Raw genomic sequence first — 17,893 nt, 5'->3', positions numbered from 1 at the left:
CCGATGCCCGGCGTCGGGCGCTACGCGGCCGATAGGTGCTCATACAGGATGGTCGCGCCTATCCCGATCAGGGCCAGGCCACCGAGCACTTCGGCACGCTTGCCGGCGACGGCGCCAATGAGGCGGCCCACCATGACGCCGATCGTGACCATCAGCAAGGTCGCAAGGCCGATGGCGACCGCGGTGATGAATATATTGTTGTCGATGAATGCCAGGCTCACGCCTACGGCCATTGCATCGATGCTGGTGGCAAAGCCGGTCGCCGCGAGCAGCCAGAATGAGTGGCGGGCTACGGGAGAAGCCGCCTCTTCATCTTCCTTGAAGGCATTGCGGATCATCATCAAGCCGAGCACGCAGAGCATGCCAAAGGCGATCCAGTGGTCCCAGGCCTCGACATGCCTGGCGGCCGCCGAGCCCAACGCCCAGCCCGCGACTGGCGTCAATGCTTCGATCACGCCGAAGATCAAGCCAGTACGAAGCGCCTCCGCAAAACGAGGCTTGTGCAAGGACGCGCCCTTGCTGACGGCCGCCGCGAAGGCGTCCGTCGACATGGCGAAAGCAAGGATGATCGTGGAAAGCGCATTCATCGGGAGTATCCGGCCGGGCGAGATCGCATAGGTACGTCCATATCGCCCGGCGAAACTATGGAGCACCGATGGTCTCGCCAAGCCCAGCGGGCCGCCTGCGCCATGGCCAAGGCGGCCAAGAGTGTTGACGCAGGCCCTTTGTCATGGACAAAAGGAGGCTACTCCCCAAGGAAGAAGCGCATTTTACATTACTGCATGCGCCGCGCTCGCGCCGCCGGGTTGTCCAGGCGCGACGGACAGCCGAGTCCTGCGGCGCATTATCATGGCGCACTCAAGAAAACGGACCACACCACCATGGAAGAACTACGCCGCGCCCGGATGGTGCCGGAATTGCTGGTCAGCGACCTGTCGCGCAGCCTGGCGTTCTGGATGGACCTCTGCGGTTTCGAGATCGCTTATCGCCGCGAGGCCGAGGGCTTTGTGTACCTGGACCTGGATGGCGCGCAATTCATGCTGGAAGAGCGGCGCGGCGATGCTTACTGGATCACCGGGCCGCTCGAGGCGCCGCTGGGCCGGGGAATCAACTTCGAGATCAAGGTCGCGTCGATCGAGCCGCTGCTGCAAAGGCTCGCGGCCGCTGGCTGGCCGTTGTACCGGCAGCAAGAGGAGCGCTGGTACCGCAGTGATGCGATCGAGGTGGGCGTGCGCCAGTTCCTGGTGCAAGACCCGGACGGATATCTGTTGCGCTTCTCGGCCAGGATAGGCGAGCGGGCGGCCTGACCGGTTTCGCGGGCGGCGGTTTGCCGCGCCGGCGCGCAGGCGGGCATGACCGGCGGGAGTACGTCCGTATCTGCTGGCCGTCAGGCCTGGGGCCTGACTGGAATCTCCAGCTCCGCGGCCAGGCCGCCTCCGGCGCGCGGCCGCAAGTGCAGGCTGCCGCCGAAGCGTTCCATGATGGCGCGCACGATGGATATCCCCAGCCCCGCGCCGTCCTTGCGCTGCCGGCCCTGGTCGCCGCGCCAGAAGCGCCTGCCGATCCGGGCGGCCTGCGCCATGTCCAGGCCGGGGCCGCGGTCCGCCACGGCCAGGCGGCAGCGCTGCGCTGCGTGGTCAAAGGTCACGCTGATGTCGACCATGGCGTCTTTCGGCGAGTAGCGCAGCGCGTTGTCCACCAGGTTGCGCAGCGCGGCTTCGAGCATCGACCTGGGGACCGGGGTGGCGGCGTCGCGGCCATCGAGCGTCAGGGCCAGGCGCTTGCGGTCGTCGGCGCGCGCCTGCGCCAGCACGTGCTCGACTGCCGCGCACACCGACGGGCAGCCGTCGACGCCTTCGGTGGATGCCTCGGCCCACGCCAGCGCCATCATCTGGTCGAGGGTGCGCCGCAACCGGCGTACGCCTTCCTCGGCGCTGCGCAGAGAGGCTTCCGATTCTTCGCCTTCGGTCAGGCGGACGACCTGCAGGTGCGTGTCGATGACGGTCAGCGGGGTGCGCAGTTCGTGCGCGGCGGCGTCGGTAAAGGCGCGCTGGCTGGCCAGTGTCTGCGCCAGCCGCGCCAGCAGGCCGTTCATGGCGTCCAGGACCGGGCGCAATTCGGCCGGCGCGGGGTCAACCGCGATGGGCGTGGTGTCGTGCGTGTCCTTGGCGCGCAGCTGCCGGCGCAGGGCATCCAGCGGGGCCAGCCCGCGCCCGATGCCGATCCACAGCGCTGCCAGGCCGCCGAACAGGGCGATCAAGAACGGCACGCCGGCCGCGCACAGCAGCTCATTGACCAGGGTGTCGCGCTGGTCGACCCGGTCGGCCGTCGTGATCTGGTAGCCATTGGCGCGCAGCACATAGATGCGCCACAGGTTGCCCCGCACTTCGCGGGTGCTGTAGCCCGACGGCAGGGTTTCGAAGTCGGAATGCGGGCCGCTGGTGGTGCGGGCCAGGACCTCGCCGCGCAGCGAGCGGATTTCGCAGGCGATACCGGAGCCGCCGCTGACGCGCACGGCTTCGGCCAGGCCGGCGTTGCCCGCATCGGGCTGCAGCGCGGCGCGTTCGAGCAAGCCCGATACCATGCGGGCCGACATCGCGAGCCGGCCATCGAGCGTGCGGTCGAGGTTGGCGTGCACGCCGCGCATCATCCAGGCGGCGGCGCCAGCCCACAGGACCGCCAGGGCAATCCCCGCGATCAGCACTGCACGCAGGCGCAGGCTCATGGCGCGGGCCTCCAGCCCAGGCGGTAGCCGAGACCGCGCGCAGTCTCGATGGATTCGGCGCCGAGCTTGCGGCGGATGTTGTGGATGTGCACGTTGAGCGCGTTGCTGCCGACTTCGGCGCCCAGCCCGTAGAGACGTTCGTTGAGCACCTCGGTGGGCACCCATCTGCCATCGACGCTGGCCAGGTGCGCCAGCAGGTCGACTTCGCGGCGGGAGAGGGCGACCGGTTCGCCGTCGAGCCAGGCCAGGCCGCTGTCCGGCTCCAGGCGCAGCGGCCCGGCGGCGACGACCTGGGCGGCGCGGCCCTGGGTGCGGCGCACCAGCGCATGGATGCGCGCCGCCAGCTCGCGCAGGTCGAACGGCTTGACCATGTAGTCGTCCGCGCCGCCATGCAGCCCCGCCAGCCGGTGTTCGACCGCGTCGCGCGCCGAAAGGATCAACACCGGCAAGCCGGGTTCGAAGGCCCGCGCCACCGCGAGGAATTCCATGCCGTCGCGATCGGGCAGGCCGAGATCGAGCACCAGGGCGTGGAATATGCCTTCCTTCTGGGCGGTTTCCGCCTCGGCGGCCGTGCGTACATGGCGCACGCCGATGCCGTGGTTGCGCAGGCCGGTCACGATGCCCTGGCCGATCAGTTCGTCGTCTTCCACCAGCAGCACCCGCATTCCGGCCTCGCCCCGCGCAACACAAAAGGGAAATGTTAGGGCAGAAAACCCGCGGCGTCAGGGCGGCGCGGCGCGCGAGAGGGGAATTTAGTCTGGCTTAATCGAACGAGTTCATCATGCGGGCATTGTTGGTTGGGAGGATCGCGATTTGTCCTGGTACCGGAGCGCGCTGGCGCTGGTATTGGTGTTTTGTAGCGCTGTCGGCAACGCGTGGGCGGTCGGCGACCTGTTCTCCTGGGACAGGGAACCCGAGTTCCTCGATGCCGCGGATGTGTTCAGGCTGGAGCAAGTGCGACGCCAGGACGACCAGTTCGTGGTCGGCGGGCGCATCGCGGATGGCTACTACGTCTACCGGCATTCGTTGCAGCTGGTCGATGCGCAAGGCCGCGCCGTCACCCTGGAGCTGCCGGCCGGAACGCCCAAGCGCGACGAGTTCTTCGGCGATACCGAGGTCTATATGGGCGATGCCTTGCGGCTCGCCTTCCCGCTCGACGCAGCGGGGCCGCTCACGCTGCATTGGCAGGGCTGCGCGCAAGCGGGGGTGTGCTATCCCCCGCAGACCATGACGGTGAGTTTGTCGGCCGCCTCGTCGCCCGGCGGCGCCACGGCGCAGCCGCCCCGGGCCGCCGGCGATTCGGCCGCGGCACTGGGCGTCGCCGAGGACCAGGCGGCGGCGCGCCAGCTCGCAACGCTGGGGCCGGTGGCCGGCGCGCTGCTGTTCTTCGGCTTCGGCGTGCTGCTGGCGTTCACGCCCTGCACCCTGCCGATGATCCCCATTGTTTCCACCATGGTGGTGGGCAGCCAGGCGCGGCCGCGGCGCGCGTTCCTGCTGTCGCTTGCCTATGTCCTGGCCATGGCCGCCACGTATGCGGCGGTGGGGGTGGCGGCCGGGCTGGCGGGCGCCAATCTCCAGGCCACGCTGCAGTCGCCCTGGCTGCTGGGCGCCTTTGCCGCGCTGTTCCTGGCGCTGGCCGGTTCGCTGTTCGGCCTCTTCGAACTGCGCCTGCCGGCCGCCCTGGCGGACCGGGTCGCGTCCGCGGGGCGGGGGCGTCCTGGGGGCAGCGTCGCCGGCGCCGCGGGCTTGGGCTTCTTGTCGGCGCTGTTGGTGGGGCCGTGCATGACCGCGCCCCTGGCCGGCGCGCTGCTTTACATCGGGCAGGCCGGCAGCGCGTTGCACGGCGGGCTGGTCCTGTTCGCGCTGGGCCTGGGAATGGGGCTGCCGCTATTGGCGATCGCAGTGTTCGGTGCCCGCGTCCTGCCGCGTCCGGGCGCGTGGATGGAGCGGGTCCGCGTGGTTTTCGGGTATGTGATGGCAGGCATGGCCGTGCTGATGCTGGCGCGCTTCCTGCCCGGCGCGCTGGGCCTGGGCCTGTGGGGCGCCTGGATGCTGTCCGTGGCAATCGGCCTGGTGGCCTGGGCGCAGGCGCTGGCGGCGCGGCGCCGGCTGGCCTGGGCCTTGCGCTCGGGCGCCGCGCTCGGCGGCTTGTGGTCGGCGTTGATGCTGGTCGGCGCCGCCTCCGGCGGCGACTCGGCGTGGCAGCCGCTGGCGCATCTGCGCGTTGCCCAGGCGGCCGCCACGAGCCCCGGCATTGCCTATGTCGCCGCCAAATCGGCGCAGGACGTCGATGCGCGCCTGGCGCAGGCGGCCGCACGTGGCCAGTGGACCTTGATCGATTTCTACGCGGACTGGTGCGTCAGCTGCCATGTGATCGAGCGCACGGTGTTCGGCGACCCGGCCGTCGCGGCCCGGCTGGCGCGCATGCAGGTGCTGCGGCCGGACGTCACGCGCAATGACGCGGTGGACCAGGCGCTGCTCAAGCGCTGGGGCGTCATGGGGCCGCCTACTCTCATCCTGGTGGGCCCGGATGGCGAGGAACGCCGGGCCCTGCGTGTCGTGGGCGAGATCGGCGCGCGCGGCTTCCTCGACCGGCTCGATGCGGCAGGCGCGCCATGACAGGCGTAGGGCCGTTCTCGATCCATGTGCTGACGGTCGCCGGCGCCGTGCTGCTGGCCTGGTTCACGGCGCGCGCGCTGGCTCGGCGTGTGCCGGATGCGCCGTACCGGGCGGCCGGCTCGATGGCGATCGATGCCGCGTTCTGGGGGCTGGCGGCGGCCCGCCTGGGCTACATCGCGCAGTGGTGGGAGGAGTACCGCGCCGCGCCCATGTCCATGATCGCCATCGGCGACGGTGGGTTTTCCTGGTGGGTCGGCGTGCCGGCCGCGCTGGCGTACGCCTGGTGGCGCACCCGCGCGGCGCGCGCCTTGAGGTGGCCGCTGCTGGCCGGTGTCGTGGCCGGCGTGGCGGCCTGGGTCTGCGCGGGCGCCGTGCTCGACCTGGCGCAGCGGTCGGCCCCGCCTTTGCCCGACTTGCAGTTGGCGACGCTGGACCAGCGTCCGATATCGCTGGGCGCCTACGCGGGCCGTCCGGTGGTGCTCAATCTGTGGGCCAGTTGGTGCCCGCCATGCCGCCGCGAGATGCCGGCATTTGAACAGGCCGAGGCGGAATTCCCGCATGTCGCCTTCGTGCTGGTCAACCAGGGGGAAAGCGCGCAACAAGCGCGCGCCTTCCTCGCCGACGAAGGCCTGGCGCTGCGCAACGTGCTGCTGGACCCGGCCTCCCAGGCCATGCAGGCGCTGCGGTCGCGCGGCCTGCCCACCACCCTGTTTTTCGATGCACAGGGGCGCCTGGTCGACACGCACTTGGGCGAGCTTTCGATGGCCAGCCTGAAAGACACGCTATCGCGCCGCTTTCCGCCGTCGCCCGAGCCCCGCACAGATAAGGAATAAGGAGTAAGTATGTTTCGACAGCGTTCGCGCCTGATTGCCGGCGTTGCCCTCAGCGTGATGCTGATGGCCGGGGCCGGCCCGGCCGAAGGCGCCGAAAGGCCGGCGGCGGTCCGGGCGCTGGAGGCCCAGGGGCTCACCGTCATGCAGGAGTTCGAGGTGGGTGGCGGCCTGCGCGCATTTGCCGGGGTGGTGGGCGACCGGCCCATCGCCGTCTATGTGCTGCAAGACGGCCAGGCCATCGTGGGCACGCGGCTGGATGCCGACGGCGAGCCGCTCGACGAGGCGGCGCTGCAGAACCTGGTCGCCCGGCCGCTTGGCGACCAGGCCTGGGCGCAACTGGAATCGGCCACCTGGGTGCTGGACGGGCAGGCCGACGCGCCGCGCGTCGTCTACACCTTCAGCGACGCGAATTGCCCGTATTGCCATCGCTTCTGGGAAGCCGCGCGGCCCTGGGTGGCGGCGGGGAAAGTCCAGTTGCGGCACCTGCTGGTGGGCATCATCAAGGAGGACAGCCCGGCCAAGGCGGCCGCGATACTCGGCGCGCCCGACCGTTCGGCGGCGCTGCGGGACAACGAGGCCAGGTTCGACCAGGGAGGCATTGCGCCGGCGGCCGGCGTGCCCGCCGATATCCAGGCCATCCTCGACCAGAACCAGACGCTGATGTTGTCCATGGGGTTCCGTGGCACGCCGGGCATCGTGGTGCGCGACGGCAATGGCGCGCTCAGGAAGTACAACGGCATGCCGCGGCCAGGCGCCCTGGAAGAGGTGCTGGGGCCGCGATGACCGCCTTCCCAGGGCGCGCCGGCCCGGCTCCGAGACAGGCGCGCCGATCGGGTGGACAATACGCACTGATCCGTCGCCCCGCCCCGGGGCGCCCTTTTTTTGTCGAGGTAGCCTTGTCGAACGCTGCATCCGCAACATTGTCGAGCGATTCCATTCCCGAACTGACGCGGCGCGAACAGCGTGGCAACATCGCGCGCCTGACGGTCGCGCAGGCGCTGGCCGGCGCGAACTCGGTGGTGGTCTACGCCACCGGGGCGATCGTCGGCGATATGCTGGCGCCCAGCAAGACGCTGGCCACGCTGCCGATTTCCATCTTCGTGGTTGGCATGGCCGCGTGCATCCTGCCCGCCGGCGCCATCGCCCGGCGCCATGGCCGGCGTGCCGCCTTCCTGGCCGGCACCGGCTGCGGCGTGCTGGTCGGCCTGCTGGCCGCGGCTGCCGTGGTGCTGGGCTCGTTCTGGCTGTTCTGCCTGGCCACTTTCTTCGGCGGCGCGTATGCCGCGGTAGTGCTGTCGTTCCGGTTCGCCGCCGCCGATGGCGTGGCGCCGTCGCTGCGGGCCCGCGCGCTGTCGTTCGTGATGGGCGGCGGGGTCGTGGCCGGCGTGATCGGGCCGCAACTGGTGACGCACACCATGTATCTCTGGCCGCCGCACATGTTCGCCGCCACCTTCCTGGTGCAGGCCGCCGTCGCCGCGGTATCGGCCGTGGTGCTGCTCGGCGTGCGGCTGCCCATGCCGACGCAGGCCGAGGTGGCGAGCGGCCGGCCGCTCGGGGTCATCGTGCGGCAGCCGCTCTTCATCACCGCGGTGATCTGCGGCGCCGTGTCGTACATGCTGATGAACTTCCTCATGACGGCGGCCCCGCTGGCCATGCACATCTGCGGCCATTCCCAGGAAAACGCCAACCTCGGCCTGCAGTGGCACGTCATCGCCATGTATGCGCCGAGCTTTTTCACGGGGCGGCTGATCACCCGCTTCGGCGCGGGGCGCATCGTCAGCGCCGGCTTGCTGCTTACCGGGCTGTCCGCCGCGGTGGGGCTGACCGGCATCGATGTCGCCCATTTCTGGCTGACGCTGGTGCTGCTGGGGATCGGTTGGAATTTCGGGTTCGTGGGCGCGTCCGCGCTGGTGCTCGAATGCCATCGTCCCGAAGAGAAAACCCGCGTGCAGTCGCTCAACGATTTCATCGTGTTCGGCACCATGGCGGTCGGCTCGTTCGCGTCCGGCGGCTTGCTGGCGGCCTACGATTGGGACACCGTGCTCTGGGTGTCGTTCGCGCCGCTGGCCCTGGCGGTGGGCGCACTGGGCTTTGCGTCCCTGGCCCTGAGGCGCGCGGCATGAGGCGCGCGGCGGCGGCCGAGGCACGCGAAGGCGTCGCAGGCGGCCTAGCGCCGGCTGGAACACCGCCATACGCCAGGGGGTATGGTTGATAAGATAAATTCATTTGAGCGGGTATGGCGGCGTCCACATAATGGCTCCACACCAATAATCAATACTGGAGACAACCGCCATGACCGCAATCCCGCTATTGCGGCGGATGCCGCGCGCCCTGTTGCTGGGCCTGGCGCTGGGCACGGCCGCCGCGCATGCCGCCGAGCCGTATCCCGACCGCCCCATCACTCTCGTCGTGCCGTTTGCCGCCGGCGGCGGCGCCGATGTGGTCGCCCGGCTGCTCGCCTCGAAACTGCCTGCGCAACTGGGCGGGCAGTCGGTGATCGTCGACAACAAACCGGGCGCTTCCGGCAACATCGGCGCCATGCAGGTCGCCCGCGCCCCGGCTGACGGCTACACCTTCCTGTTGACCAACAGCACGCTCACCATCAACGCCAGCCTCGACATGCGTGGCACGCCCGATGTGCGCCAGGCGCTGGCGCCGGTGTCCCTGCTGGTGACGGCCCCGGTGGCGCTGGGCGTCAATTCTGCCTTGCCGGCTCGCACGGTGGCCGAGCTGGCCGGCTATGTCCGCCAGAATGCCGGCAAGCTCAGTTATTCGTCCTGCGGCAACGGCACGCCGCAGCATTTCACCGGCGAATCGTTCAAGCAGGCCGGCCAGCTCGACATGGTGCACGTGCCGTACAAGGGCTGCGCGCCGGCCGTCAACGATGGCCTGGGCAACCAGGTGCCGATTCTCTTCAGCACGATTCCCAACCTCGCGCCGCACGCCCAGGCCGGCAAGCTGCGCATGCTGGCGGTGGCGTCCGCCAAGCGCGCCTCGTTCATGCCCGATGTGCCGGCCATCGCCGAGACCGCGCCGTTCAGCGGGTTGGATGTTTCTGTCTGGTTCGGCGTGTTCGCGCCGCAGGGCCTGCCCGCCGGCGTGCGCGAGCAGTTCGAGGGCGCCGTCAGCGCGGCCATGGCCGATCCCGCGGTGCAGAAGGAGTTCCGCGACCGCTACTACGAGATCGGGCAAACCGGCGCAGCCGCCATGACCGCGCAGATTGACAGGGACCTGGACGTGTATCGCAAGCTGGCCCGCGAGTCCGGCATCACGCTGGAATGACGCGGCCGCGTTTTTCAGACTTCATTCCAAGGAGGAGCTCATGAGTACCGCCCCTGACCTGGCAGCCTGCATCGACGACCTGGTGGTCGCCAACCGCGTGCTCGCGCGCTTCGGCGTGCTGGACGGCTTCGGCCACGTCAGCGTCCGCCATCCGCGCGACGCGCAGCGCTTCCTGTTGTCGCGCTCGCTGGCGCCGGAGCTGGTCACGGCCGATGACATCATGGAATTCGGCATGGATTCCGAGCCGGCCGCCGGCGACGATCGCAAGCCCTACCTGGAGCGCTATATCCACGGCGAGATCTACCGCGCGCGGCCCGACGTGCACGCCGTGGTGCACAGCCATTCGCCCTCGGTGATTCCGTTCGCCGGTTCCTCGGTGCGGCTGCGGCCCATCTATCATATGGCGGGTTTCCTGGGCGGCGGCGCGCCGGTGTTCGACATCCGCTGCTGCTTCGGCGATACCGACATGCTGGTACGCAATCACGACCATGGCCGCGAACTGGCCAGCACGCTGGGAGACCGGCCGGTCTCGCTGATGCGCGGACACGGCTTCGTGGCGGTGGGGCCGTCCATCCCGGTGGCGGTGTATCGCGCCATGTACACCGAAATGAACGCGGCGCTGCAGCACAAGGCCATCGGCCTGAACGGCGAGATCACCTATTTGTCCGAGCAGGAGGCCGTGCTGGCCGACGAGATGATGGCCGGGGTGATGAACCGGCCATGGGAGCTGTGGAAGAAGAAGGCCGCGCAGGCCGCCTGAGGCGGGTTGCCGGCGGCGGCGGCCCGCCTCAGGCGGGCCATTATGGAACCGCCGGTCGAGTTGATATAGTTCGCTGGTTGATGGATCCGCGCGCGCGGATCCGCGTCCCGCAGACTGAATCGCCACGAACTTGTCCACTCCCGGCAGTACCTCGTTCCGTTCCACCCCATTGGCCGGCATCGCCTGCGTGTCGGGCGGCATCCTGCTGCTTACCCTGAGCGATGCGCTGGCCAAGTGGGTAGGGCAGTTCTACAGCCCGCTGCAATTGCTGTTCCTGCGCGCCGCCATCGCCCTGCCGTTCGTGCTGGTGCTGGTTGCCGCGCTGGGCGGCCGCCGCGCGCTGCGCACGCGGCACCTGGGGCTGCATCTGCTGCGGGGCGCCATCAACGTGGTCGCCGCCACCTGTTTCTATCTTGGCCTGCAGGCGCTGCCGCTGGCCGAGACCACTGCCATCGGTTTCGCCGCGCCGCTGTTCGTCACCGCGCTGTCGGTGCTGGTGCTGAAGGAGCGCGTGGACGGCGCCCGCTGGCTGGCCGTGGTGGCAGGCTTCGCCGGCGTGCTGGTCATTGTGCAGCCGGGCGCGGCCAGTTTCCAGCCGGCCGCCTTGTACCCGCTCGCTACCGCCGTGCTGTATGCGTTGATGATGCTGACCGCGCGCGCCATCGGGCAGGCCGAGAGCGTGTTCACCACCATGTTCTACATCGTGGTCGGCCAGCTTGTCAGCAGCGCGGTGGCCGTGCCCATGTTCTGGACGCCGCCGCAGTTGGAGCACTGGCCGCACTTCGCGGGAATCGCGTTGTTCAGCACGCTGGGGTTGACGCTCATTACCCAGGGTTTTCGCATCGGCCCGGCGTCGGTGGTGGCGCCGTTCGATTATGCCGGCCTGCTGTGGGCGTCGCTGCTGGGCTGGCTGGTGTGGCGCGACGCGCCCGGGCTGAACGACTGCATCGGCGCGTTGTTCATCGTCGGCAGCGGCTTGTACATTGCCTGGCGCGAAGCGCGTTCGTCGGCGGCGCGCCGCGCCAGGGCCTGAATAGCCGACCGGCGCGGCCGCCGCGGCGCTTGCCTCAGGCGGCCACCAGTTGCAGCACGGTGATCTCCGATGGCGCGCCAAGCCGCTTGGGCGGCCCCCAGTAGCCCGTGCCGCGGCTGGTATAGACCCACATGTCCTGGAAGCGGTGCAGGCCGGCCGTGAAGGGCTGCTGGAACCGCACGAAGAAGTTCCAGGGCAGGAACTGGCCGCCGTGCGTGTGGCCGGACAACTGCAGCGCGTAGCCGAGCGGCGCGGCCGCGGCGGCGCTGCGCGGCTGGTGCGCCAGCAGCAGGCTGACGGCGCCGGCCGGCGCGCCGGCGAGCGCGGCCGCCGGGTTGCTGGCCTGCGCGGGGTCGAATGCGCCGGCGCTGTAGTCGGTGACCCCGGCCACCACCAGCGCGGCGCCCTGGTGCTCCAGCGCCACGTGCTCGTTCATCAATACCCGCAGCCCCAGGCGTCGGAACTCCGCCACCCACTGGGCGGCGCCGGAATAGTACTCGTGGTTGCCCGTCACCAGATAGACGCCATGGCGCGCGGCCAGCCGGCCCAGCGGCCGGGTGTGCGGCGCCAGCTGCGCCACCGGGCCGTCGACCACATCGCCGGTAATGGCGACCAGGTCGGGCCGCAGGCCGTTGACCGCCTGGACGATGTGCTCGACATAGCCGCGCTTGATGGTCGGGCCCACGTGGATATCGCTGATCTGGACGATGGTGAATCCGCGCAGCCCGGCGGGCAGGCCGGCGATGGGCACGTCGACCCGCCGCACGCGCGCCAGCCGCCTGGCGTTGACCGCGCCCCACAGCGTGGCGCCCAGCGCCAGTGCCAGCACCGCCAGGGCGCTGTCGGCCTTGAGCGCGGCCATCGGCAGCGCCGCGCCGGCCAGCGTGGCGGCCGTGAGCGTGATGGCCAGGGCCGCGTCGCGCAACATGGTGAATACGAACACCGACGAGAACAACCCCATGATCACCAGCCCGGCGCCCGCCACCCAGTCGGCCCAGGCGCGCGCGGCGAATGGACGGATCACCAGCGACAGCGGCATCAGGATGCAGGAGACCGTCAAGGCCGCCACGCCGGCCCAGCGCTGGCCGGGCGCCAGGGCAAGGTCGGGAATCAGCCGTAGGCCGACGTAGGCGTGGGCCGCGGCGACGATGGCGAACAGGCGCAGGAGGAAAGAGAGTCTGGACATCGGGGAGCTTGCCGCCATGGCGCCCCGGCGGCGGCGCGCGTCCTGCGGCTGGTGGAACCAGGGTGGAATATTACGCGCTTGCCGGGCGGCGCGGCCATGCCGGCCAAGGCGGGTTCAGCGCGTGCCGCGCAGTGCGATCAGCATGCCGGCGGTCACCATCGCCACGCCCGCCAAGGTGGCGATGGTGGGCACTTCGGCCAGCAGGAAGAATGCGGCGACGACCGTGATGACGGGTACGGTCGCGGTGAAGACCGACACCTCGCTGGCGCCCAGCAGGGCGACCGCGCGCGTGTAGACGAAAACGGAAAGCGCACCGATGAGCACGCCCTGGAACGCGCCCTGCAGCAGGATGTCCTGCCACCGGGCCGCCCACAACATCTTGCCGGGCATCAGCGCGTAGGCCGGCAGGAAGATCAGCGCCGATATCGCGGCGACCGGCGCGGCGGCGTGGACGGCCGGCAGGCCGAGGCGCCGCACATACAGCCCGTAGCCCGACCAGCACAGCGAGGCGAGCAGCAGGCAGGCATCGCCCGCCAGCAAGGACACGGACGCGCCCGAGAAACCATCCCATGCCATGGCGCCAATGCCGATGACAATGATCGCCAGGCCTGCCCGGCGCGCCGGGCCCGGCGGACCGCCGCCGCCCGCCCATATCAGGAACGCGGTGGTCAGCGCCAGGGTGCCGTGGATCAGCACCGCCCCGTGCGCGGCGGGCGCCAGGGAGAATCCGACGTACGCGCAAAGCGCGAAGCCCAGCCCGCCCAGGATGGCCAGGCCAATCGCCTGGCCAATGCGCAGGCCGCCCATGCCGCGCCTGGCGAGAATCGGCGCCAGCAGCAGCCCGCTGATGCCGAAGCGCAATGCGGCGATGTCGGGCAAGGCGAGGGCGGTCGAGAACCCCGCCCGCGAGACGACCACGAAACTGGCGAACAGCATCGCGGCGCAGCACGCATAGGCGATGCCATGTGTCCGTCCCGGAACCGATGACCGCGTGGTGCAAGCGTCGGCCAAGCCTGTCTCCTCGAAGCGCCGTCAACGGATCATATCCGCCCGCGGCACGTTCGGGGCGGCGGCATGGCGCGCCGCAGGAAGGGCTGGCGCGGGCCGGCCGGGTACCTACTGCGGCTCCAGCCGCGCCGCCTTGACGATCGCGGCATACTTCGCCATCTCGTTGCGGAAGTACGCGGCGGTGTCGGCCGGACTCTTCATGACGATGGCGTTGCCCTGCACGTCCATGGCTTTCCGGACTTCCGGATCCGCGTACGCCTTGCCGAACGCCTGGTAGCCGCGCGTGATCGCCGCTTGCGACAGGCCCTTCGGCCCCACCAGGGCGAACCAGCCTTCCACGTGATAGTCGGGCAGCCCCTGTTCGGCAATGGTGGGAATGTCCGGGATCGCGGCGCTGCGGCTGGCGCCGCCCACGCCGATGGCTTTCAGCGCGCCGCTTTGCAGGTGCGGCAGGATGGAAGGCAGCGACAGCACGCCCAGGTCCACCTGGCCGCTGATCAGGTCGGTCACCATGGGACCCACGCCCTTGTAGGGAATATGCCGGATGCGCAGGCCGGCCTGCTGCAGGAACATCTCGGCCGCCAGGTGCAGGATGGTGCCGTTGCCCGACGACGCATAGTTGTAGGCGTCCGGCCTGGCGCGCAGCGCGGCCACCAGGTCCTGGACATTGCCCTGCGGCAGCTTGGCCGGGTTGACGACCACCAGCAGCGGGGTGGTGCCGATGACCGATATGGGCGTGATATCGGCGATGGGGTCGAAGGGCACCGATTTGTACACGCTGGGAAAGATCACATGGTTGTTCGATACCACGCCCAGGTTCGAGCCGTCCGCGGTGCTGCGCACCAGCGCCGCGGTGCCGACGATGCCGCCGGCTCCCGGCTGGTTCTCGATCACCACGGAGGTGCCGAAGGCGGCATTCAGCGCCGGCCCGGCGCTGCGCACGATGGTGTCGACGCCGGATCCCACGCCCACGGGCAGGATCAGGCGCACCGGCCGCGCCGCTGCCTCGGCCCGCAGCAGCCAGGGCGCGCCCAGCGCCGCCAGCCCCAGGGCGCCCAGCAGGGCGCGGCGCGCGCCGGAGGGTCGGGATTCGTTCATGTTGTCTGTCTCCTAGGTATTGTTGTGATGGGTAGTCAAAGGCGCGGGTCAGGCAATGGCCCCCTGCTGCCGCAGCGCGTCGATCTCCGGCGGCCGGTAGCCGACCGATTCCAGCAGCGGCCCGGTATCCCTGCCGAGCGGCGGCGGCTGCAGGCGCACGCCCAGGCGCCGGCCGCCCAGGGTGACGGGGAAGAGGGTGGTCTGCGCCACCTGGCCGGCCCGCTCGCCATCGGGCAGGACGATGTCGGCCAGCCCGCCGGTGGCGCGCAGGTGCGGGTCGTCGAACAATTCCTCGGGCTTGACGATGGGCGCGAAGGGCAGGCCGTGCCGCTCGAAGATGCTGGCGAGTTCGGTGGCGCAATAGCCGCGCAGCCGTTCGCGCAAGTCGGCCAGCAGCGTCGGGCGCGCGCGCACGCGGTCGTTGTTGGTGGCCAGGTGGGGCGCGCGCTTCAGGTCGTCGAAGCCGAACGCGTCGCAGAAAGTGGCCCATTGGGCGTCGCTGACCGCGGCCAGGAAGATCTGCTCGCCGTCCTTGACGGTGAAGACGTCGTACAGCGCCCAGGCCGAGATGCGGTCGGGCATGGGCGCGGCCGCCTCGCCGGTGATGGCGTATTGCAGCATGTGCTGGCCCACCAGGAAGACGTTGTTCTCGAACAGCGCCGACTGCACTTCCTGCCCGCGCCCGGTGACGCGGCGCTCGATCAGGGCGGCCAGCGCGCCGATGGCGCCGAACATGCCGCCCATGATGTCGTTGACGCTGGAGCCGGCGCGCACGGGGTCGCCGCGCCTGCCGGTCATGTAGGCCAGGCCGCCCATCATCTGCACCACTTCGTCGAGCGCCGTGCGGTGCTCGTAGGGGCCCGGCAGGAAGCCCTTGTGGCTGACGTAGATGACGCGCGGATTGCGCGCGCTGATCGAGGCGTAGTCCAGGCCGTACTTGGCCATGGTGCCGGGCCGGAAATTCTCCAGCACGATGTCGGCGCTGTCGGCCAGGCGCCGTGCCGCCTGCGCGCCCGCGGCGCTGCGCAGGTCGAGCCCGATGCTCTTCTTGTTGCGGTTGAACATCGGGAAGAAGCCCGCGCCGGCGCCCAGCAGGTGGCGCGTGCGGTCGCCCTCGACCGGCTCGATCTTGATGACCTCGGCGCCCAGGTCGGCCAGCACCATGCCGCAGGTGGGCCCCATGACCATGTGCGTGAATTCGACCACGCGGATGCCGGCCAGCGGCAGGCCGGGCCGCGCGGCCGCTGCAGGCGCGGCGGCGGCCGGCGCGGCGTCGCCGGCGGGGGCCGCCGCATGGCCGGCCGCATCCCGGCCGGGATAAGTCTTCGGCAGCCCCGCGCGCGCCAGCGCGCCGTGCAGGGACTCGCCGTCCAGCCATTGCGCGGCGCGCTGGCGCAGCGCCAGCAACCGGCCGATATCCAGTCCGGTGTCGATGCCCATGCTGCCCAGCAGATACGCCAGGTCTTCGGTGGCGACGTTGCCGCTGGCCCCGGGGGCGTGCGGACAGCCGCCGATGCCGGCCAGGCAGGCATCGTAGCGCTCGACGCCGGTGTCGAGCGCCGCCATGACATTGGCCAGGCCCAGTCCGCGGGTATCGTGGAAGTGCGCGCAGCTCAGGCGCTCGCCCACCGCGCGCCGGACCGCCTCGAACAGCCGGCGCACCATCAGCGGGTCGGCGTATCCCACGGTATCGGCCAGGCTGATGCGGTCGGCGCCGGCGTCGAGCAAGGCCAGCGCCAGGCGCAGCACCTCGGCCGGGTCGACCCGGCCCTGGATGGTGCAGCCGAACGCCGTACCCACGCCGCCTTCGATCAGGGCGCGCGACCCGGCCGCATCGCGCGCGGCGCGCATGCGTGCGACCTCGCGCACTACTTCATCGGGCGTCTTGCGCAGGTTGGCCAGGCTGTGCGCGTGGCTGGCGGACAGCGGCACCACCATCAAGTCGGCGCCGCTGGCGAGCGCCAGCTCGGCGCCCTTCAGGTTGGGCACCAGTACCGACACGAACAGGCCGGGCAGGGCTTTCGCGTGCGCCACCAGCTCCGCGGTATCGGCCAGTTGCGGCAGCAGGCGGGCCGGCACGAACGAGCCGACTTCGATCTCGCGCTGGCCGGCGGCGTGCGCCGCGTCGATCCACTGGCGCTTCAGGTCGGTCGGCAGGATGCGCGCGATGCTCTGCAGGCCGTCGCGCAGCCCCACCTCGCGGAGGACCACCCGGCGCGGCCAGGCGGCGGGGAGTGCGGAGAGGGAAGCAGCGGCGGACAGGTCGGGCATGAGGGCGGATCCGTGGAGATGCGTCGTGGAGCCCTCAGTTTAGGATTGACAATATGATCAAGAATATCAATATTGGAAGCCTAGAAATTCCGTATCGGAAAATCTCAACCTTGGCGGCGGGCATGCCGTCCACCGCCCCGGCAGACTCATGCGCGACTTGGACTTCACTTCCCTGCGGCTCTTTGCCATCGTTTGCGAAACCCGCAATATCGCCCGCGCGAGCGAGCGCGCCAACATCGCCGGCTCCGCCATCAGCAAGCGGCTGGCGCAGCTGGAGCACACGGTGGGCGCCAAGCTGCTGGTGCGCCGGAGGCACGGCGTCGAACCCTCCGCGGCCGGCGAGACCCTGCTCGAACACGCGCGCTCCATCATGGACAGCGCCGCGCGCATCGAGCGCGACATGCTTTCCTACACCAAGGGGGTGACAGGGCTGGTGCGCATCCTGGCATCGTCGTCGGCCATGGCAGAATCGTTGCCCGACGACGTGGCGCGCTTCCTGAAGGCGCCGGCGCATGCCGACATCCGCGTCGACCTCGAAGAGGGCCTGAGCCACCAGGTCATCCGCGGCGTACGCGAGGGCATGGCGTCCATCGGCATCTGCTGGGACGCGGCGGATTTCAAGGGCTTGCAGGCGCGCCCGTATCGCGAGGACCGCCTGGCCATCGCGGTGCCGGCCAGGCACCCGCTGGCGGCGCGCAAGCGGGTGAGCTTCGCGCAGACGCTGGATTACGAACACGCCGGCATGCCTACCGCGAGCGCGGTGCAGGTGTTGCTGCATCGTGCCGCCGCGCGGGCCGGCAAGCCGTTGATTCACCGCGTCATCGTGGCCAATTTCGATTCGGCCTTGCGCGTGGTCCAGGCGGGGCTGGCCATCACCATCGTGCCGGTCGAGGTGGCCCGCCCGTATACGCGCGGCGCCGGCCTGCGCATCATTCCGCTCGAAGACGCCTGGGCCCGGCGCCGCTTCATGCTGTGCTTCCGCGACGCGGACAGCCTGACGCCGGCGGCACGCCTGTTGCTGGAGCATCTGGCTGGCGCGGCCGCCGCGCCCGCGCCAGCCGGTTTATAAAGGAGGCAG

Annotated in this window: 16 protein-coding genes, 1 pseudogene and 1 riboswitch; of the genes and pseudogenes, 9 read left to right on the top strand and 8 right to left on the bottom strand. The window is 70.2% G+C overall.

What is annotated here, in order from left to right; genetic code table 11:
- Positions 1-20: 20 nt before the first annotated feature.
- On the bottom strand, positions 21-587 hold the full coding sequence (gene mntP / locus ACKTT0_RS03350) for a manganese efflux pump MntP (RefSeq protein ID WP_407848119.1): 567 nt from the start codon (positions 585-587) through the stop codon (positions 21-23).
- A gap of 7 nt (positions 588-594) precedes the next feature.
- Positions 595-766, bottom strand: a riboswitch (yybP-ykoY riboswitch).
- Positions 767-881: 115 nt separating this feature from the next.
- On the opposite strand from mntP, the gene ACKTT0_RS03345 reads away from it, so the two are divergent.
- Positions 882-1,307 (top strand): bleomycin resistance protein, encoded by a 426-nt coding sequence (locus ACKTT0_RS03345; protein WP_407848117.1) that lies wholly within the window; start codon positions 882-884, stop codon positions 1,305-1,307.
- 80 nt (positions 1,308-1,387) lie between these two features.
- On the opposite strand, the gene ACKTT0_RS03340 is transcribed toward ACKTT0_RS03345, so the two are convergent.
- Together ACKTT0_RS03340 and ACKTT0_RS03335 are read right to left on the bottom strand one after the other, a co-directional pair.
- On the bottom strand, positions 1,388-2,725 hold the full coding sequence (locus ACKTT0_RS03340; protein ID WP_407848115.1) for an ATP-binding protein: 1,338 nt from the start codon (positions 2,723-2,725) through the stop codon (positions 1,388-1,390).
- Positions 2,722-3,390: a response regulator gene (locus tag ACKTT0_RS03335; RefSeq protein ID WP_407848113.1), complete on the bottom strand. Its 669-nt coding sequence runs from the start codon at positions 3,388-3,390 to the stop codon at positions 2,722-2,724. The genes ACKTT0_RS03340 and ACKTT0_RS03335 overlap by 4 nt, the downstream gene beginning before the upstream one ends.
- Positions 3,391-3,538: 148 nt before the next feature.
- Here ACKTT0_RS03335 and dsbD point away from each other — a divergent pair, with 148 nt between their 5' ends.
- The 7 genes from dsbD (at position 3,539) to ACKTT0_RS03300 (ending at position 11,252) form a co-directional block, all read left to right on the top strand.
- Positions 3,539-5,344, top strand: a complete 1,806-nt coding sequence (dsbD, locus tag ACKTT0_RS03330; RefSeq protein ID WP_407848111.1) for a protein-disulfide reductase DsbD — start codon at positions 3,539-3,541, stop codon at positions 5,342-5,344.
- Positions 5,341-6,177: a prolipoprotein diacylglyceryl transferase family protein gene (locus ACKTT0_RS03325; protein ID WP_407848109.1), complete on the top strand. Its 837-nt coding sequence runs from the start codon at positions 5,341-5,343 to the stop codon at positions 6,175-6,177. The genes dsbD and ACKTT0_RS03325 overlap by 4 nt, the downstream gene beginning before the upstream one ends.
- A gap of 9 nt (positions 6,178-6,186) precedes the next feature.
- Positions 6,187-6,960 carry a thiol:disulfide interchange protein DsbG gene (gene dsbG / locus ACKTT0_RS03320; protein WP_407848107.1) on the top strand — a complete coding sequence of 258 codons (774 nt, stop codon included), beginning with the start codon at positions 6,187-6,189 and terminating at the stop codon, positions 6,958-6,960.
- Positions 6,961-7,097: 137 nt separating this feature from the next.
- Positions 7,098-8,300: an MFS transporter gene (locus ACKTT0_RS03315; RefSeq protein ID WP_407848105.1), complete on the top strand. Its 1,203-nt coding sequence runs from the start codon at positions 7,098-7,100 to the stop codon at positions 8,298-8,300.
- A gap of 169 nt (positions 8,301-8,469) precedes the next feature.
- Positions 8,470-9,459 (top strand): tripartite tricarboxylate transporter substrate binding protein, encoded by a 990-nt coding sequence (locus tag ACKTT0_RS03310; protein WP_407848103.1) that lies wholly within the window; start codon positions 8,470-8,472, stop codon positions 9,457-9,459.
- Between the two features lie 40 nt (positions 9,460-9,499).
- The gene (locus ACKTT0_RS03305) at positions 9,500-10,219 is read left to right on the top strand and encodes a class II aldolase/adducin family protein (RefSeq protein WP_407848102.1); all 720 of its coding nucleotides are present in this window, start codon (positions 9,500-9,502) and stop codon (positions 10,217-10,219) included.
- Between the two features lie 130 nt (positions 10,220-10,349).
- A complete protein-coding gene (locus tag ACKTT0_RS03300) occupies positions 10,350-11,252 on the top strand; it encodes a DMT family transporter (protein WP_407848100.1) in 903 nt (300 codons plus the stop codon).
- Between the two features lie 34 nt (positions 11,253-11,286).
- Here ACKTT0_RS03300 and ACKTT0_RS03295 read toward each other — a convergent pair whose 3' ends face one another.
- The 5 genes and pseudogenes from ACKTT0_RS03295 to ACKTT0_RS03275 all read right to left on the bottom strand — a co-directional run.
- On the bottom strand, positions 11,287-12,438 hold the full coding sequence (locus ACKTT0_RS03295; RefSeq protein ID WP_407848098.1) for a metallophosphoesterase: 1,152 nt from the start codon (positions 12,436-12,438) through the stop codon (positions 11,287-11,289).
- Between the two features lie 114 nt (positions 12,439-12,552).
- The gene (locus ACKTT0_RS03290) at positions 12,553-13,449 is read right to left on the bottom strand and encodes a DMT family transporter (protein WP_407848096.1); all 897 of its coding nucleotides are present in this window, start codon (positions 13,447-13,449) and stop codon (positions 12,553-12,555) included.
- Between the two features lie 105 nt (positions 13,450-13,554).
- Positions 13,555-14,544, bottom strand: a complete 990-nt coding sequence (locus ACKTT0_RS03285) for a tripartite tricarboxylate transporter substrate binding protein (protein WP_407848094.1) — start codon at positions 14,542-14,544, stop codon at positions 13,555-13,557.
- Positions 14,545-14,592: 48 nt separating this feature from the next.
- A complete protein-coding gene (locus ACKTT0_RS03280) occupies positions 14,593-15,771 on the bottom strand; it encodes a CaiB/BaiF CoA transferase family protein (RefSeq protein WP_407852375.1) in 1,179 nt (392 codons plus the stop codon).
- A 153-nt stretch (positions 15,772-15,924) separates the two neighbouring features.
- Positions 15,925-16,815: pseudogene (locus ACKTT0_RS03275) on the bottom strand (hydroxymethylglutaryl-CoA lyase); the annotation flags it as partial.
- A gap of 148 nt (positions 16,816-16,963) precedes the next feature.
- Between ACKTT0_RS03275 and ACKTT0_RS03270 the strand changes: the two are divergent.
- Entirely contained in the window at positions 16,964-17,884 is a 921-nt protein-coding gene (locus ACKTT0_RS03270; protein WP_407848092.1) for a LysR family transcriptional regulator, read from the top strand.
- The last annotated feature ends 9 nt before the right edge of the window (positions 17,885-17,893 follow it).

This window comes from Bordetella saccharivorans, assembly GCF_045862855.1.
In the GTDB taxonomy this organism is placed as follows: domain Bacteria; phylum Pseudomonadota; class Gammaproteobacteria; order Burkholderiales; family Burkholderiaceae_B; genus Bordetella_A; species Bordetella_A petrii_F.
The sequence above is the reverse complement of the archived record's forward strand: the minus strand, read 5'-3'. Positions and strand labels throughout refer to the sequence as shown.

What these genes read in the sequence shown, in the direction of transcription:
- mntP (WP_407848119.1), bottom strand. Translation starts at nt 587, where the DNA reads ATGAATGCGCTTTCCACGATCATCCTTGCTTTCGCCATGTCGACGGAC.
- ACKTT0_RS03345 (WP_407848117.1), top strand. Translation starts at nt 882, where the DNA reads ATGGAAGAACTACGCCGCGCCCGGATGGTGCCGGAATTGCTGGTCAGC.
- ACKTT0_RS03340 (WP_407848115.1), bottom strand. Translation starts at nt 2,725, where the DNA reads ATGAGCCTGCGCCTGCGTGCAGTGCTGATCGCGGGGATTGCCCTGGCG.
- ACKTT0_RS03335 (WP_407848113.1), bottom strand. Translation starts at nt 3,390, where the DNA reads ATGCGGGTGCTGCTGGTGGAAGACGACGAACTGATCGGCCAGGGCATC.
- ACKTT0_RS03325 (WP_407848109.1), top strand. Translation starts at nt 5,341, where the DNA reads ATGACAGGCGTAGGGCCGTTCTCGATCCATGTGCTGACGGTCGCCGGC.
- dsbG (WP_407848107.1), top strand. Translation starts at nt 6,187, where the DNA reads ATGTTTCGACAGCGTTCGCGCCTGATTGCCGGCGTTGCCCTCAGCGTG.
- ACKTT0_RS03310 (WP_407848103.1), top strand. Translation starts at nt 8,470, where the DNA reads ATGACCGCAATCCCGCTATTGCGGCGGATGCCGCGCGCCCTGTTGCTG.
- ACKTT0_RS03305 (WP_407848102.1), top strand. Translation starts at nt 9,500, where the DNA reads ATGAGTACCGCCCCTGACCTGGCAGCCTGCATCGACGACCTGGTGGTC.
- ACKTT0_RS03295 (WP_407848098.1), bottom strand. Translation starts at nt 12,438, where the DNA reads ATGTCCAGACTCTCTTTCCTCCTGCGCCTGTTCGCCATCGTCGCCGCG.
- ACKTT0_RS03285 (WP_407848094.1), bottom strand. Translation starts at nt 14,544, where the DNA reads ATGAACGAATCCCGACCCTCCGGCGCGCGCCGCGCCCTGCTGGGCGCC.
- ACKTT0_RS03270 (WP_407848092.1), top strand. Translation starts at nt 16,964, where the DNA reads ATGCGCGACTTGGACTTCACTTCCCTGCGGCTCTTTGCCATCGTTTGC.